Here is a 17,251-nt window from a genome sequence, read left to right as displayed (position 1 = left end):
TTTATTATTTTCCTTATTTCAGCAGCTCAATATAATGTGAGCCGAATTGTAAAAAGAAGACTACCGAAGAAGCTTAACCCGAGACTTAAAGATATGCCAGAAAAGAAAGAAACCCCGCTACAGCTTTTACACCATAGCGGGGTTTCTCGTTAAATCAACGCTAATAGGCGCGATTCAAAGTAAGCAACTGTGCAATCTTTAAGCTGCTTCACCTTGCTGCTTACCGATCAACTCTTTGTATGATACTGTTTTTTCAGTTACGTTTGCTGATTCAATAAGTTTTTCAACTACTTGCTCTTCAAGTACAGCGGCTTCAACGCCCGCTAACAATTGCTCATTACCAAAGTAGTAATTCACAACGCTCTGAGGATCTTCGTAAGTTGAAGCTACTTTTTCAACCATCGCTTTAACGCGATCTTTGTCAGCCTTTAGTGCTTCTTTGCTAACAACTTCAGCAACCAACAAGCCCAGATGAGTTCGGCGCTTAGCTTGCTCTTCAAACATAGAGTCTGGGAAGATGGCCTTCAAGTCAATCTTTTCACTTAATTCGCCATACTGTTGAGATGTTTGCTTACGCAGTGCCTCAACTTCGCCAGCGATCAACGCTTTAGGGATTTCTACATCATTAGCCGCCACTAACGCATCAAAAATTTGAGTTTTGACACTGTTTTTAGCCGCTTTATCTTTCTCATTTTCCATGTTTTCTTTAACTTCTTTGCGGAATTGCTCTTCGCCGCCTTCAGTTACACCAAACAACTTGAAAAACTCATCATTGACTTCAGGGAGCTCTTGAATCTCTACCTTTTTAACGGTTACAGCAAACTCAACAGCCGCACCTTTAAGTTCTTCAGCTTGATAGTCATCAGGGAAAGTTAAGCTTAATGTTTTTTCATCGCCAGCCTTAAGGCCCAACAAACCAGACTCAAAGCCTTCGATCATTTGACCTGAACCTAGCACTAGGTTTTGGTTTTCAGCAGTACCACCATCAAAAGCTTCGCCGCCTTTGGTACCTACAAAATCAATGACAACGCGCTGACCATCTTCGGCAGCTGCTTCAGACTCAACCCACTTGGCTTGACTCTTACGCAAGGTTTCAATCATTTCTTCAACGTCGGCCTCAGTGATTTCAGCACTGAGTTTTTCAACTTCGATACCATCAACGCCTTGCAATTCAAACTCAGGGTAAACTTCAATAGTGGCCACAAATTCAACATCTTGGCCAGCCTCTACTTGTTTAGGCTCAATACTTGGCTGGCCAGCAGGGCGTAATTTTTCTTGATTTACCGCTTCAAAATAAGAACGATTAACCACATCACCAAGAACCTCTTGACGAACACCAGCGCCAAAACGCTTCTTAACAACGCTCATAGGCACTTTACCTAAGCGGAAACCATTGATACGCACGGTTTTCGCTGCCTGCTGTAGACGTTTGTTGACTTCTTGATCGACCTGTTCTGCAGGGATACCGACCGTCAAACGACGCTCTAAACCCGACGTAGTCTCAACAGAAACTTGCATGATATGCCTCATAAACCAAAACTGGGGAAATAGGATGAATGCGAGAAAAATTAAACCATGGTGCGGTCGGAGAGACTTGAACTCTCACGCCTTGCGGCACTGGAACCTAAATCCAGCGCGTCTACCAATTTCGCCACGACCGCATGGTTTAAACACTCGTCAATACTTAGATGGGACACAAACCGTTTTTTGGCCTAACTCTTTGATTTATAAAACAAAAAAGAGCTATTTGCGAGCCCGCCTTAGCGAGGGGTGCAAATATTGCCATAGTGATTCCGTCCTTGCAACTTTTTTTTAAAATTTCTTTAAAAAAGTTTTTATTTGTATAAAACACAAACAAAAAGAGCGCATTCACAGCAGTCAATGCGCTCAGGTACTCATTGTAACAAATAAGTAAGGGATTAGTTAAGTCTTTCTATAACCGTACTAATACCCTGACCTAAACCGATACACATGGTCGACAAGCCCAGTGTTGCATCTTTATTTTCCATAACACTCAATAAGGTGCCGGTGATACGTGTGCCCGAGCAACCGAAAGGATGACCCAAGGCAATAGCGCCACCGTAGAGATTAACCTTATCTTCCATTGAATCCAGTAAGTTCAGATCTTTAAGGACAGGCAGCGCTTGCGCCGCAAAGGCTTCATTGAGCTCTACAGCGCCAATATCATCCATTGTTAAGCCTAAGTCTTTTAAGAGCTTTTGGCTGGCAGGCACAGGGCCGTAACCCATAATAGAAGGGTCAACACCTACAACCGATGCACCTAAGACTTTAGCTAAGGGTTTTAAACCTAGGCTTTGGGCGCGCTCGTAAGACATCACTAACATCGATGATGCACCATCAGTAACCTGCGAAGAAGTCCCCGCTGTTACAGTGCCGCCCTTAGGGTTAAAGGCAGGTCTAAGCTTAGCAAGCACTTCTGCGGTGGTATCAGCGCGAATTGTCTCATCTGCCTTAACAAGCATAGGGGCGCCCTGCTCATCAACACCTTCAAAAGGAATAATTTCGCGATCAAAGTCGCCACGCTCAGTTGCAGCTGCCGCTAAGCGATGCGAGCGTGCGCCAAAAGCATCCATTTGCTCACGGGTAATGCCATGCATTAACGACAAGAACTCTGCAGTAATACCCATTGAGCCCGCCGCTTTGGCCACACTCAGGCCCATCAGTGGATTGGGGTCAACAGCAGCATTCATATCGATATGCCCCATATGCTCTACACCACCAACCAAGTACACATCACCGAAGCCTGCACGAATATTGGCCACTGCGGTATGCAGCGCCGACATTGATGAACCACACAAGCGGTTAACTGTTTGTGCTGGCACAGTGTGAGGAAAACCTGCACGCAGCATGCTATTACGCGCTACGTTAAAGCCTTGCTCTTCACGCTGCATAACGCAGCCCCAAATCACATCATCAATTGTGGCGGTATCAACTTGCTCGTTGCGAGCCATCAATGCTTTCATCAATTGCCCGCTCATTTCATCAGCGCGTAAATTTCGAAAACATCCATTTTTTGCACGGCCCATTGGGGTGCGCGCATAGTCAACAATAACAGCATCTCTAGGATTAAGAGCCATGTTTATTTCTCCTAAATCTGTGGGTAAAAGGTAGATTTTTTAGATAATAGCGCCTGCATACTTTGCGGAAGCTCGTACAAAGGGCTCAAACCCTTACAGCTATCGGCCATGGCCGCAAAAGCGTCTATACCTATCTCATCAATCCAACGCAATAAACCACCTCTAAAGGGAGGAAAGCCTAAACCGTAAACTAAAGCCATATCCGCTTCAGCTGCAGAATCAACAATACCTTCATCTAAACAGCGGGCCAATTCGGTCGCCATAGGCACCATTAAGCGCGCAACAATCTCTTCATCGGTAAATTCTTTAGGTTCAGCACAATGAGGCGCCAACAATGCAACTGCCTCAGGATCAGCCTTTTTAACAGGCTTACCTTTTTTATCTTTAGAGTACTGATAAAAGCCTTTGTCATTTTTCTGGCCATAACGCCCAGCTTCAAACAAAATATCGCTACAGGCTTTAAATTGCTTGCTTAGGCGATCAGGAAAGCCTGCAGCCATCACTTCTTCAGCATGTACACCGGTATCGATACCGACAACATCCATTAAGTAAGCAGGGCCCATTGGCCAACCCCAGCGCTCCATAACTTTATCAACTTGCTCAAAGTTAGCACCGTCACGCATCAACATGGCAAAGCCTGCAAAATACGGGAATAAAACACGGTTCACTAAAAACCCTGGGCAGTCGCCAACAACAACAGGCTTTTTACCTAAGGCCTGTGCGTAGGCGACGGTTGCTGCCACGGTGGCTTCACTCGTTTTGGCACCACGAATCACTTCAACTAAGGGCATAGCATGCACAGGGTTAAAAAAGTGCATGCCGCAGAAGTTTTCTGGCTTGGCTAGATCTTCAGCTAATAGGTCAATAGAGATTGTTGAGGTGTTAGAGCACAGAACAGCATCTGGCTTTAAGTGCTTTTCAACTTCGGCCAATACTGCTTTTTTTACTTTCGGATTTTCAACAACCGCCTCAACAACAATATCGATATCGTCAAAGTTACCATAATTGAGCGTAGGCTCAATACGATTAAGCGTAGCAGCCATTTCTGAAGCATCTAAACGACCACGACTCAGTCTTTTGGTCAATAACTTTGCCGCTTCACTCAAGCCCAAATCTAAACCAGCTTGGTTGATATCTTTCATTTTAATAGGGACTTTTTTGAGTGCCGACTGGTAAGCAATACCGCCACCCATAATACCAGCACCCAATACCGCAGCTGTCTTAACATCTAAATCGGCTTTTTTAGCGACAGCTTTGGCTTTTTTGCCAATATACTGATCACTTAAAAATAAACCGGTTAATGCACGAGCAACACTGTTTGAAGCCAGCTTACAAAAAGCGGCTGTTTCAATTTTTAACGCTTCATCGCGACCTAACTTAGCCGCCTCTTGCATCGTTTTAATGGCTTTAACCGGTGCAGGGTAGTTACGCCCTGCTTTACCACCAACAAACGCCTTTGATGACTCAAACGAAAGGAGTGACTCCGTATCGTTGATATCTAAAGGTGAGGTTTTTTGTACCCGTCGTGCTTTGTAGTCAAGCTCACCAGCCATCAGGCGCTCAGCCACCGCAATTGCTGCATCACGCAAGGCTTCTGGTGCCACCACACCATCAACAACACCCGCTTTAAGTGCCGCAGCCGGTCTGTTCTCTGCACCCCCTGCAATCCACTCAACAGCAGTATCAACACCCGCTAAACGCGGCAAACGCACAGTGCCACCCCAACCAGGCAATATGCCTAGCTTGGTTTCAGGCAAACCGATCTTAGCCGCAGTACTCATTACACGGTAATCACAAGCCAAGCACAATTCACAGCCACCGCCTAATGCATAACCATTAATGGCGGCAACACTGGGCAAACCAAAATCTTCTATACGGTTAAATAAATCGCGCGTTCCGGTCACTAAAGCCTCAATAGCCTCTGCACCTTGGTTAAAGGCAGGGCCAAATTCGGTAATATCAGCACCAACAATAAACACAGGCTTACCGCTTGTGACAAGCAAGGCTTTACAAGTGCCATCGCTTTCTATTGCATCGAGTCCTGCTGCTAGCTCCAAAACCGTTTGGTGGTCAAATTTATTGACCGACTCTTTTTTTGCATCAAACTGTAACTCGGCAATACCATTATCGAGCTTGGTAACAGTTATCACTTCCCCTTGAAAAATCATAGCGAACCCTCTTGTTTAGCGTGAGATCCTATCAAATAGAAACCAAAATGTAATATGTAACCCAGCCCCCAAAAACTTATTAGGTTAAAGATTTACATACGAGACAATATCGACTAAGTATGGTTCAGGAACAAAAAGTTGGACAGTGCCATTTTCAGCGCTAATGTGTGGAATTAACGCGCTTGCATATTCTCGGTTAGCCGCTTGTAGCCAATACCATACGCGAAGATAAGGCTTCGCACCCAAGCTCGACGTGAGCTTGGGCGAAATGGCGTCATCTTAATAGCCGTAATTTTAGCGATGCGCAGCTCGATGCGGATCTAACGATCATCAAAACACAATAGTCAGCATATGCCTTTCGCACTTAGCAATGGTAGAAATTCACAGTCTTTATGAATGATATCTCAATAGAGCTAGACGTTACGCCTACGCAAATCGACAAGCTAAACGAGCGATAGCATTAAATTCAGGGCTGTAGGGCCGCCTGATATTAGCTCAATCTCGACGCCAGGCATAACATTTAAGCTATCTCCTTTATTCAAAGAATACTCAATACCCGATGCCACCAACAAACAAAGTCCGTCGTAAACATGGATATTGCAACCACTATCAAGCACTTGGCCGCTCACAGCACTCAAAGACTGCGAAGTCAGCTTTTGGCCCTGAGCAATCTGCAAATGCAACAAAGCAGCATGGCCAGTAAAACGAGAGTATACACATGACCCCACCACGCCTAAATCAATATGGATCGCATCGCCTGCACGTACAACATGACAAGGCAGATAAGGCTCATCAAAGAGCAGCGCCTGCAGTGTAACCCCTAGCGCTTTAGCGACTTTTTGAAGTGTGTGTACCGCTGGACTGCTATGCCCTAGCTCAACCTGTGATAAAGCGCCGTTAGCAATTGCCGCACGGCGAGCCAACTCACGCTGAGACCAACCACGTAACTTGCGCCAGCGGCTAATTTGCTCACCGACGGCAAGTTCTTGAACCCCTGTAATATTGTTAGAGTTATATGGCATAACCTGATGATCGCTTCGCAAGGAATGTTTAGTTAAAAAGGTGGCCCCGCCTGTAACCGCTGCGAATAGCAACTTACTTTACATAAAAACAAACCAGTACCACAACCCTTTCGCGCAACCAGTGGGTTAAATAAGCACTCAATCTTAGCGCGTAACCTTATTACAAAAACCATACGCTAAAACTATGGCGCCAGATCATCAAAGCCGCCGTCGCTATTTAACGCGACAGGATGAGCGAAGCCTGGGATCTGCAGCCCTTCATGGCTCCAACTTAACGCAGTTTCATCTACCAAATGTTCTCCGAAGTTATAAAGAGCCTTTAAATCTCCTTTAAGCGCGTAATCATCATAGTCTTTTGCGGTGGCTTGCACGATTTGGTTGGCATCTTGGTAGGCATTAAAAGCCGCTTTGCCGTGACGCTTTTGCAACCAAGTATGCACTGTATGGGGCGCCACCACAGTAGCGGTTGCATTGTTGCCACCAAAACCTTTCGAATTGAGAAAAGCCACTTGCGCGCCCTTGCAACCGAGCTCGGTATCTTGATTAGAAATCCCCAAACGCTGAGCTAGTACATCGTCAGCAACACTATCAATCGTTTTGATCCCCGGTAGAATACCCTGCGCAAATACTCCCAGTGTATTCGCCATTTGATCACCGCTGGCAGGGCCCAATGAATGCCCAACATAGGACTTAATCGCACCGACAGGCCAGTAGTCAATACCATAATGCTTGGCCACCTCATCAAGAATACGCGACTCAGTGACACGGTTTTGCGGAGTACTCGAGCCGTGCGCTTGCACAAAGCTACTATTGCGTACTACTTCGCTACCCAGTAAATTTTGCGCCAAGCCCACCGCTCGCCCCATCGTTAAATAATTGCCAAGTCCTGGTGCCGATATAGACTTTTTATAGCCGTCAGCATGCACAAACACGCCCGGAACAGCACCGTAAATAGTCGCACCGAGCTCTAGCGCTAAAGCATCATCCATTAGCAAGACATATTGGCCAGATTCGGCAATGGTAAAACCGCAGTTGGCCCCAAAAGGGCGGCTCGCACGACGGTAATCTATCGCGCCATCTGGCAGCAATCCACCCGATAGGCGCGCTATTTCGGCATCTGTCGCTAAAGCGCTCATCGCATGATAGCCATCAATGACCTCGGGTAAGATGGGTGCCTCAGCACTCCCAACCATAACAACGCGTCGGCGACCCGATTTAATATCATCAACTGCTGCGTTTAGGTTGTACAAAAATGTTGCGCATGCACCAACAACACCCGCTGTGGCGCCGACACTACCCAGCACATAAGCATTAATAAAGTCAGCTGGCATAGAGTTAAAGCCCATAGCCAGTTGTTTTGAGGTAACCCTCGCACCTTGACTGCGCGCCTGTAACATACCGCCAAACCCCGTGTCATCGAGCTGACTCATAACACTGGCACTGTAAACGGCAATTTCATCAGGCTTAACACGATGCACAATACTCTGCCAGTCCAACCCTAAACTATTGACTGTATCACTGGCGGCTACAACCGAAAGCTGTAAGCCTCGCGGGTGGTGCAAAGAGCGGTAATGATCGCCAGGGTTAAAGCCTGAAGGCAATTGCCCTGCAGCCTGCACGGGCATCACACTGCCATGCTGTGCATAGGTCGTGATTGACTCGCTAATGGCCAGCGTTACCTCGCGCCCCTCTTGCGCCACGACACGCCAGCCCTGCGGAAGCACCTCTGGCAGATCGCGCTTAGTCATTTTGACAAGGCTTGGCGTATGCTCAGAGCCATCAAGGGTGAGTTTTTTACCTACCAATACCGCATTGACATCAAAATGACTTGGCTCAATCTTGCGCACCAAAGAGCCCGCTTCAACCAACATTTTAAGTCGCGAAAAATCGTGCACAGGATCATACACAACACCATCAATCCAGTAGTAATCCTCATTGCGCCACTGCAGCAACCCCATGATACTCGCCAACGCCGTACAGTTTTGGCGCTGCTGTTGCTGGTTAAGACTAGTAAAAATAGTCCGTTTGTAACTATGGTGAAAAGAGCTGCGGCCAGCGGCATTAAAGCCACCAAAAGCGGTAATAACAGGTAAGCGAGTCATTCAATAGATTCCATTAATCTCGCACCTCAGATGAAGCGCGATAGACACATAACTAATGACCTAAAGTGTAAGCTTGCCGGCTTAAGCCAAGCAGGTCAGAATAGCCAATATACATGCCATAATAGCCAAACTCATTTTACCTTTAGGCTCAGTATGCAACCTGTTATCTTTTTACTTTACCCCAATATGCTGGCCACTAGCGTTACCCTTCCCCTAGAGATGCTCCGTGCCGCTTGGGCTATGCGCAAGGTTGAGCAGCATCATTTACCACCATTGACTATCGAATTTCGTAGCCAAACCAGCGGCACCATCAACACTCACACCGGCCTCCCTTTGCAAAGCAGTTCGCTCGATACTCCCATCCCGCGCGATAGTCTGATATTTTTACCCGCTTTATGGCGTGACCCGATAAAAATATTGAACCAACAACCCGATATTTTAAACTGGCTAAGCACCATTCCCACCGATTGCACGCTAGCGGCAGTCGGGACTAGCGTATGCTTTTTGGCGCAAGCTCAATTACTGCAGCATCAATTTGCCACCACTCACTGGCATTTTTTTGATCGCTTTAGCCGGCGCTACCCTGATGTCAAACTGCAGCGCGATCGCTTTATTACCCAAAGCCACGCTAGCGGTCAGCCTCGCATTTTTTGCACAGCCAGCATTAATGCTCTTGCAGAGCTCACCGCTTTTTTTATTCAGGAGCAATACGGCAGTGCCATTGCGCAAACGGTTGAACGCAATTTTTTTCATGAAATACGCCAGCCCAATACGCAAGCAGGCCTTAGTAATACTCTAACCTCCGACGAACGAGTCGCGCTTGCCGTTGCCAAACTCGATGAGCTACTCACACAACCGGCGAATACACCAAACTACCAGAGTATCGATATCGCCGCTTTAGCGGCATCATTAGGCATTAGCGTGCGCAGCCTCAATAGGCACTTTAAAAACGCCCTTAACCTTTCACCTTTGCAATATGTACAGCGCCATCGAATGACCACGGCAAAAGATATGCTAAAAAGCAGTAACTTAAGCATTGCCGAAATAGCGAACTACACTGGCCTACAAGACCCGCAGCACTTTAGCCGCCTGTTTAAAAAGACTTTTGGCGTACCGCCTAACCAGTACCGCACCACAGTGCGCAGCAAGCTTTTTAGCTAGGCGAATCAAGTATTTTGCACGCCAGCGCCTGGCATCGATTACCCCACTAAAAACAATGTGGTATTAGACGTTAATTGGGTATAGCTATCCCTAAAAAAATCTGCGATAGTTCGCCACTTTTAGCCTGGGTTATTTTAACTACACCTAACTTTTAGCCCATCTACTTTTGAGGTAAGCACAGACATTGAATACAAAATCACACCTTACTTGGTCAACCGATGATGCCGCCGAGCTTTATGCCATTAATGAATGGGGCGCTGGGTACTTTAAAATTGACCACAACGGTGAAGTGGCTGTTACCAGCACAACCGAAAACAATGTGCAAGTACAAGCATCCGTTCTCGATATTGTCCGTCAGGCACGTGAACGCGGCATGGATGCTCCTGTACTCATTCGCTTTGAAGATTTATTAGCGCAACAAATTAAGCGCTTAAATGAAGCCTTTCGCAAAGCCATTAAAGACAGCCATTACCAAGCTGAATACCGTGGCGTATTCCCTGTGAAGGTGAATCAACAATGTCATGTTATCGAAGAGATCGCTCAAGTAGGCGCACCTTACAATCACGGGTTTGAAGCTGGCTCAAAACCCGAGCTCATTATTGCTCTCGCCACACTAGAGAACCGTGAAGCGTGTATTATTTGTAATGGCTATAAAGATGAAGAGTTTATCGACCTAGGTTTGCAAGCGTGCAACATGGGTTATAACGTTTTTTTTGTCATTGAAACGCCTTCAGAGCTACCCATTATACTGAAACGCAGCCGCGCACTTGGCATTAAACCCATGATTGGCGTGCGCGTTAAGTTGGCCTCTATGGTGGGCGGGCACTGGAATGCCACCAGTGGTGACCGCAGTATATTTGGGCTTTCTACGGCACAGGTTATCGAGCTGGTTGACACCTTAAAAGCCGAAGACATGCTCGATTGCTTACAGCTTTTGCATTATCACTTAGGTTCGCAAATCCCCAACATTCGCGATATTCGCACCGGTGTTTTAGAGGCGTGCCAAGTGTACATGGACCTCGTCCGCGAAGGCGCAAACATGGGCTACTTAGACCTTGGCGGCGGCTTGGCGGTTGACTATGACGGCTCTAAATCCAACTACGTACATTCGCGCAACTACTCACTCGATGAATATTGCGCTGATATCGTGGATGTGATTATGAGCACCCTTGATCCATTTAATATTAGCCATCCTATTATTGTGACCGAATCAGGGCGCGCAACCGTTGCCTACTCATCGCTATTAGTTTTTAATGTTTTAGATGTAGCTCACTACGAACCGGGTAAAATTCCGAGTGAGATACCCGCCAGTGAAAACGTCATGGTACACAACTTAAGTGACCTGATTAGCCTGGTCAACGAGCGTAATATTCAAGAGTGTTATAACGATGCGGTTTTTTACCGCGATGAATTGCGTGAAATATTTAAACGCGGACAAATTAACTTGCGCTCGCGCTCACTTGCCGAAAATTTATTTTTAGCTGTCATGCATCGCATCTTAGCCATTGCCGAAGAAATGCCGCGCGGTCTCGATGAAGCCGAAAAACTCAAAGATCAACTCTCTGATATTTTTTACTGCAACTTTAGTTTGTTTCAATCACTGCCTGACATGTGGGCAATTGAGCAAGTATTCCCTGTGATGCCTTTACATCGACTAGATGAAAAACCTATTCGCAATGCCATTATTGCCGATATCACCTGCGATTGCGACGGCAAGATTGATCGCTTTGCCGATCATCGTGGGACACGTAAAACATTGCCATTGCACCAACCTAAAGATGACGAAGAGTATTATATTGGAGCGTTTCTCGTCGGTGCCTACCAAGAAACCCTCGGCGATTTACACAATTTATTTGGCGATACTAATGTGGTCAGCATTCGCTTTAACGACGACGGCAGCTACGACTTTATTCATGAAATTGAAGGCGATAGTATTGCTGATGTTTTAAGCTACGTGGAATACAATCCACAGGAAATGCAAAATCGCTTTCGTCGCACAGCCGAACAGGCCGTACGTGAAGGCCGCATTACACCCGCCGAGCGCCTAAAAATAATGAACGCATTCAGCGACAGCATGCGTGGCTACACCTATTACGAAAAATAACAGTAGCTATTCAGCCAAACTGAAAAAAATCATCTGATAGGGCACTGATGGATTATTTCCTGGGCATTTAAGTGTCGGGAGCGCTTGTATAGCGCCCATGGATGGCTTGAGCGGCCCAGACAATGATTCATCAGTGCCCAATTTCGGTATCTCTGAATAGTTACAAATAACATTCATCTACTTAATTGGCTGTCTATGCAGCCCATAAACCCACACTATTGAGGTTTACATTATGAGCAAGGTTTTAATTATTGGTGCCGGCGGCGTTGGTGGTGTTGTGACCCACAAGTGCGCACAACTACCTGAAGTATTTGGCGAAATTATTTTAGCAAGTCGCACCGAGGCGCGCTGTAAAGCCATTGCGGCACAATTAAAACGCCCTATTCGTACGGCACAAATAGATGCCGATGATGTCCCCGCATTAACCGCATTACTCGAGGCGGAAAAGCCCAGCCTCGTTATTAACGTGGCACTGCCCTATCAGGATTTACACATTATGGATGCCTGTCTCAATGCCGGCATTCACTATATGGATACCGCCAACTATGAGCCACCTGAAGAGGCCAAATTCGAATATAGCTGGCAATGGGCTTACCAAGATAAATTCAAGCAAGCCGGATTGATGGCTTTATTAGGAAGCGGGTTTGATCCGGGTGTGACCAACGTATACACCGCCTACCTCAAAAAACATTATTTTGATGAAATACACGAGCTGGATATTATTGATTGCAATGCTGGCGATCATGGGCAACCGTTTGCTACTAACTTTAACCCTGAAATCAATATTCGCGAAGTCACCGCCAATGGGCGCTACTGGCAAGACGGCCAGTGGGTAGAAACCGCACCATTATCCATCAAAGAGACCTATGACTTCCCTGAAGGCATAGGCACTAAAAACATGTACTTAATGTATCATGAAGAGCTAGAGTCTATCACCAAGCACTTTCCTGAAATTAAGCGCGCCCGCTTTTGGATGACTTTTGGCGATGCCTATTTACAGCATTTAGAAGTATTGCAAAATGTTGGCATGACAGGTATAGAACCCGTTAAGTATAACGGTGTAGAAATTGTACCACTGCAGTTTCTTAAAGCGGTGTTGCCCGATCCGTCAAGCCTAGGCCCGCTAACAAAAGGGCGCACATGCATTGGCTGTGTCGCCAAAGGCATTAAAGATGGCAAGGAACGCATTATGTATATTTATAATATCTGCGACCATGAAGCGTGTTATGCCGAAGTCCAATCACAAGCTATCTCGTACACCACTGGCGTGCCTGCCATGATTGGCGCCAAAATGATGCTCGATGGCCAATGGATGAAAGCTGGGGTGTGGAATATGGAGCAGTTTGATCCTGATCCGTTTATGGAAGATCTCAACCAGTACGGCCTCCCTTGGACCGTTGTGGAGCTCACAAAGACGGGGTTAAGCAACTAACTCCCCTCAGCAAGCCTTTTTAACAAGCCGCTCATTAAAGCGGCTTCTTTTTGTCGACTCTTTTTGGATTACCGCGTGTCTCACTCCCTCGAAAACTTTGATCTTTACAGCGTACCCAGCCCTAGCTATATCATTGATGAGTGTCAGCTAGAAAAAAATTTACAGCTTTTAGCCGATGTGCAACAACGCAGTGGCGCTAAAGTATTACTCGCGTTAAAAGCATTTTCATTTTTTGATGCTGCTCCACTTATTATGAAATACTTAAGCGGTACCTGCGCCAGCGGCCCCTTTGAGGCGCGACTAGGCCGAGAAGAGTACGGCGGTGAAGTACATACCTACGCCGCCGCCTACAGACCGCAAGAAATCGCCGAGGTGCTAGCGCTGTCCAATCATGTCGTGTTCAACTCGTTTAGCCAATGGAAACAACATAAAGCACAAGCTCTAGCAGCACAAAAAAAGCGTCCTGAGCTGTCTTTTGGACTACGCATCAACCCCGAGCACTCTGAAGGCGCAGCCGCTATTTACGATCCGTGCGCTCCTTGTTCGCGCATGGGTATCACTATCGATAAATTTGCAAATGAAGATCTAAGCGGTATTAGCGGCTTACATTTTCATACACTCTGCGAGCAAGATTTCGAGCCACTGGCGCGCACCTTAGACGCGATAGAAGCACGCTTTAGTGAAATATTGCCGCAAGTACAATGGGTAAACTTTGGCGGAGGTCACCATATTACCCGTGAAGACTATCAAGTCGAAGACCTCATCACACGAATCAAAGCATTTAGCCAGCAACATCATGTGCAAGTGTATTTAGAGCCAGGCGAAGCGATTGCGCTCAATGCAGGCATTTTTGTGTGCGAGGTACTCGATACAGTACACAATCAAATGGATTTAGCCATTTTGGATGCATCGGCCACCTGTCATATGCCCGATGTCTTAGAAATGCCTTACCGCCCTCGCATTACCCACGCTGGCGAGCCTAACGCATTAGGCTACACTTACCGCCTAGGTGGGCCCAGCTGCTTATCAGGCGATGTGATTGGTGATTACAGCTTCAGTGAACCACTACAAATAGGCCAGCGATTGATGTTTGAAGATATGGCTATTTACACAATGGTAAAAAATACAACCTTTAATGGTATCCCCTTACCCGCCATTGTCACCACGCACACAAAGACCGGAGAAACACGCATTGTGAAGTCGTTCACCTATAATGATTTTAAAATGCGACTGTCATAAAAATTGTGCACAATAAGAAGTATGCGTATTATTTATACACAATTAAATAAAGCGCCAGCCATTAGTGCATCTGTACAGGATATCCTTATGAGCCAAAACGAGACCGAGCATAGATGCTCAAATGGCGATGAGCAATGCCCTGTTTGGCAAGAGCTTATAACTTTACGTGCACGCGTTAAAAAATTAGAAAATGACGTTCATCGCGATGAATTAACCGGTTTACATAACCGGCGTCATTTCAATTATGCCGTTAATCAAGAGCTTGAGCGCACACGCCGCACAGGCCACCCTACCAGCTTGATTTTACTCGATATTGACCACTTTAAACGTGTCAATGATGACTATGGGCATCCTATTGGTGATCTCGCTATCCAACATGTTGCCAACGCCATTATGCATGACCTAAGAAGGCTCGATATCGCTTGTCGATATGGCGGTGAAGAATATGCCATTATTTTACCCAGTACACCGATGAATACGGCCATTGCTGTTGCTGGACGCTTACGCCAACAAATTGTTGGCGTACCGATTATTTTGCCTCAAGGACGACAATTATCGTTAAGTGCTAGCCTTGGCGTATCGACAGCTAACTTTCAAGATAAAGAAGTCACCGCGCGCGCGCTCGTGATGCAAGCTGACAAAGCCTTATATAAAGCAAAAAACAAAGGCCGTAATTGTGTCGTGGCTCATGTACCTTTTCCGCAAACCTCACTAGACACTTCGTTAGATACCGCAGATTAATGCCACACCTAGTACCCAGAGCGATCATATGGCCGCTAACTCACCTTAACTATCACTTTTTCAAAAAAACAGTACTCATATTAAAAAACTACAGCCTGTCCATTATGGGCTTGACTCTCGTCGCCTGCGCGCCTACGACACATACCACGCCTTACGCAAAAACACCGCCTATACCATCCAGTATTATCAAACTGGGTAACACTCCAACCAATAACAGCCTATCGCGTCAGCATCCGTCTAACTCGAGTGCATGGGTGTTTATTGAGGGAGATGGCACACCCTGGGTACTTGGGCGCTGGCCAGCCCAGCGGCCCATTGTTAAAAAACCTGTTGCCTATCCATTATGGCAAAACACTCAAGCAACCGCACTGTACCTAAAACGCCCATGTTATTTTGATAATACAAGCCTTAAGCCATCGGATTTTTCGAGCGTAAAAACACTACCTAATCACTGTACCGCTAATTGGTGGACCACTGATATTTATAGTCAAGGTGTTATTCGCGCATTAAAAGCAGAGCTAGAAAACGCACTGCAACAACATGCAATATCTCACTATATACTTATAGGTCATAGCGGTGGTGGTACTTTGGCCATGCTACTAGCTAATAACATGTTACATAAACCCCTGTTAATTATCACCTTAGCCGGTAATCTTAAGCCCATTCAATTTAATCACATTCATCAACTTCCCAAAAGTACACTCACACTACCGTTACTCAACATTCCACAGTGGCATTACTTTGCCCATCAAGATGATGTAATCTCTTACAGCGCACAAAACATATGCCATATTCAAACGCATGTGCACTGCTATAACCTAACGGATACACGGCACAGCGATGGCTGGCTAATGCATTGGCCAGCCATCAAGAAAAAAATACAGTATTTTATAGACTCACAGTAAAGTAACTTGCGGTATAACATTTATCAAGAAATATGCAGCTACAACTCAGAAATACTGAGCGGCGGTATTAATGAATTATTAACTGGGGCACTATATCAGCGCTTTCGCGGTATATATCAACCCGTAATCACAACTGATTTAATCAAGACAAAAACTGTCATACCGCATACGAGTGCCAATTCACTGAACGACTTTCTTGTGATGCGAACAATTATAACCTGACCGCCCACATCAACACTCACTAAACAATACGCATCAAGCTCATCAAGCCAAACACAATCAATGACACCTTCAATACAATTTTGAATACTCGATTGCTGCGGAATTTGTCGCGCCAAACTGACATCACTAGCGTTAATTTTTAAGCGTACTGGTGTATTTTTAAAATGGCGCAATGCAGTATTATGCTGAGCAAGCCGCTGAGGTAGTACTGATCGGGGAAAATATAATTGCGCATCACCGAGCGCCACCTTAATTAAGCACCAAGGGTTTTCGTCATCACAAATGATCGCTTCAACATACACACACGCATCACGTCCTAACGTAGCAGCCACTGCCAAATTGCTAAGTACATGCTGCGCCTCACCACTGTATTTAACCTTGCCATTCTCTAAGATTGTTAGTGTCTGGGCCAGCCGCGCGACCTCTTCGAGTGAATGCGTGACATAAATTACGGGGATATTGATCGTAGCGAATAACGATACCATAAAATCAAGCAACTCTTGTTTATGTAATACATCAAGCGCCGACAAGGGCTCATCCAGCAGCAGTAATTTAGGTTTAATAAGAAAAGCCCTTGCCAAGCTCACTCGCTGCGCCTCACCACCCGACAACTGGTGAGGCATATGATGCAGCAGTGGTGCCAATTTTAATAACGCGATCAATGACTCGAATGTGACCAATGATTGCGACACCTTACTGCGCTTAATGGCATAGACTAAATTTTGCTTAACCGTTAAATGAGGTAACAGCGACGGCGTTTGAAAAACATACCCGATAGAGCGTTTGTGGCAATCTAACTGATATTTTTTATGGCCTGTAATCGCTTTAAACCAACACTCACCGTTAACATATATTTCACCAGCGTAATTAGCGTCTCGATCTAGGCCTGCTAAATAACGTAAAATTGTTGTCTTACCTGACCCTGAAGGCCCAAATAATACATTGACCCCCGCAGGTAGTGTCAGCTGGATATCAACATCAAAACTTTTGCGTGGCCATATAAGGCTCGTACTTAAACCCGTATTGGCGGATGCACTCATACAAACTCCCTAACCGG

General features: G+C 46.0%; 12 protein-coding genes and 1 tRNA gene. 6 read left to right on the top strand and 7 right to left on the bottom strand.

Going from position 1 to position 17,251, the window contains the following annotated elements; all coding sequences use genetic code 11:
* Positions 1–198 precede the first annotated feature (198 nt).
* From tig to AC438_RS07630, 6 genes are all read right to left on the bottom strand, one after another.
* Positions 199–1,518: a trigger factor gene (tig, locus tag AC438_RS07660; protein WP_053980663.1), complete on the bottom strand. Its 1,320-nt coding sequence runs from the start codon at positions 1,516–1,518 to the stop codon at positions 199–201.
* Positions 1,519–1,576: 58 nt separating this feature from the next.
* A tRNA-Leu gene (locus AC438_RS07655) sits at positions 1,577–1,661 on the bottom strand.
* A gap of 258 nt (positions 1,662–1,919) precedes the next feature.
* Positions 1,920–3,098, bottom strand: a complete 1,179-nt coding sequence (gene fadA, locus AC438_RS07645; RefSeq protein ID WP_053980661.1) for an acetyl-CoA C-acyltransferase FadA — start codon at positions 3,096–3,098, stop codon at positions 1,920–1,922.
* An 11-nt stretch (positions 3,099–3,109) separates the two neighbouring features.
* Positions 3,110–5,266, bottom strand: coding sequence for a fatty acid oxidation complex subunit alpha FadB (gene fadB / locus AC438_RS07640; RefSeq protein ID WP_053980660.1), 2,157 nt, complete (start codon positions 5,264–5,266; stop codon positions 3,110–3,112).
* 443 nt (positions 5,267–5,709) lie between these two features.
* A complete protein-coding gene (locus tag AC438_RS07635) occupies positions 5,710–6,288 on the bottom strand; it encodes a helix-turn-helix domain-containing protein (protein WP_156312450.1) in 579 nt (192 codons plus the stop codon).
* A gap of 182 nt (positions 6,289–6,470) precedes the next feature.
* Positions 6,471–8,390, bottom strand: coding sequence for a beta-ketoacyl synthase (locus AC438_RS07630; RefSeq protein ID WP_053980658.1), 1,920 nt, complete (start codon positions 8,388–8,390; stop codon positions 6,471–6,473).
* 153 nt (positions 8,391–8,543) lie between these two features.
* Between AC438_RS07630 and AC438_RS07625 the strand changes: the two genes are divergently transcribed.
* The 6 genes from AC438_RS07625 (at position 8,544) to AC438_RS07600 (ending at position 15,972) form a co-directional block, all read left to right on the top strand.
* The gene (locus tag AC438_RS07625) at positions 8,544–9,551 is read left to right on the top strand and encodes a GlxA family transcriptional regulator (RefSeq protein ID WP_053980657.1); all 1,008 of its coding nucleotides are present in this window, start codon (positions 8,544–8,546) and stop codon (positions 9,549–9,551) included.
* Positions 9,552–9,735: 184 nt separating this feature from the next.
* Entirely contained in the window at positions 9,736–11,655 is a 1,920-nt protein-coding gene (speA, locus tag AC438_RS07620; RefSeq protein WP_053980656.1) for a biosynthetic arginine decarboxylase, read from the top strand.
* Positions 11,656–11,887: 232 nt separating this feature from the next.
* Positions 11,888–13,087 carry a saccharopine dehydrogenase family protein gene (locus AC438_RS07615; RefSeq protein ID WP_053980655.1) on the top strand — a complete coding sequence of 400 codons (1,200 nt, stop codon included), beginning with the start codon at positions 11,888–11,890 and terminating at the stop codon, positions 13,085–13,087.
* A gap of 75 nt (positions 13,088–13,162) precedes the next feature.
* A complete protein-coding gene (gene nspC / locus AC438_RS07610; protein ID WP_053980654.1) occupies positions 13,163–14,326 on the top strand; it encodes a carboxynorspermidine decarboxylase in 1,164 nt (387 codons plus the stop codon).
* Between the two features lie 87 nt (positions 14,327–14,413).
* Positions 14,414–15,067, top strand: coding sequence for a GGDEF domain-containing protein (locus AC438_RS07605; protein ID WP_054112943.1), 654 nt, complete (start codon positions 14,414–14,416; stop codon positions 15,065–15,067).
* A gap of 104 nt (positions 15,068–15,171) precedes the next feature.
* A complete protein-coding gene (locus tag AC438_RS07600) occupies positions 15,172–15,972 on the top strand; it encodes an alpha/beta fold hydrolase (protein ID WP_053980652.1) in 801 nt (266 codons plus the stop codon).
* 116 nt (positions 15,973–16,088) lie between these two features.
* On the opposite strand, the gene modC is transcribed toward AC438_RS07600, so the two are convergent.
* On the bottom strand, positions 16,089–17,234 hold the full coding sequence (gene modC / locus AC438_RS07595; RefSeq protein ID WP_053980651.1) for a molybdenum ABC transporter ATP-binding protein: 1,146 nt from the start codon (positions 17,232–17,234) through the stop codon (positions 16,089–16,091).
* Positions 17,235–17,251: the final 17 nt, after the last annotated feature.

The sequence above is a fragment of the Marinagarivorans algicola genome (assembly GCF_001292705.1).
In the GTDB taxonomy this organism is placed as follows: Bacteria; Pseudomonadota; Gammaproteobacteria; order Pseudomonadales; family Cellvibrionaceae; genus Marinagarivorans; species Marinagarivorans algicola.
This window is presented reverse-complemented; position numbering and strand designations above follow the sequence as displayed.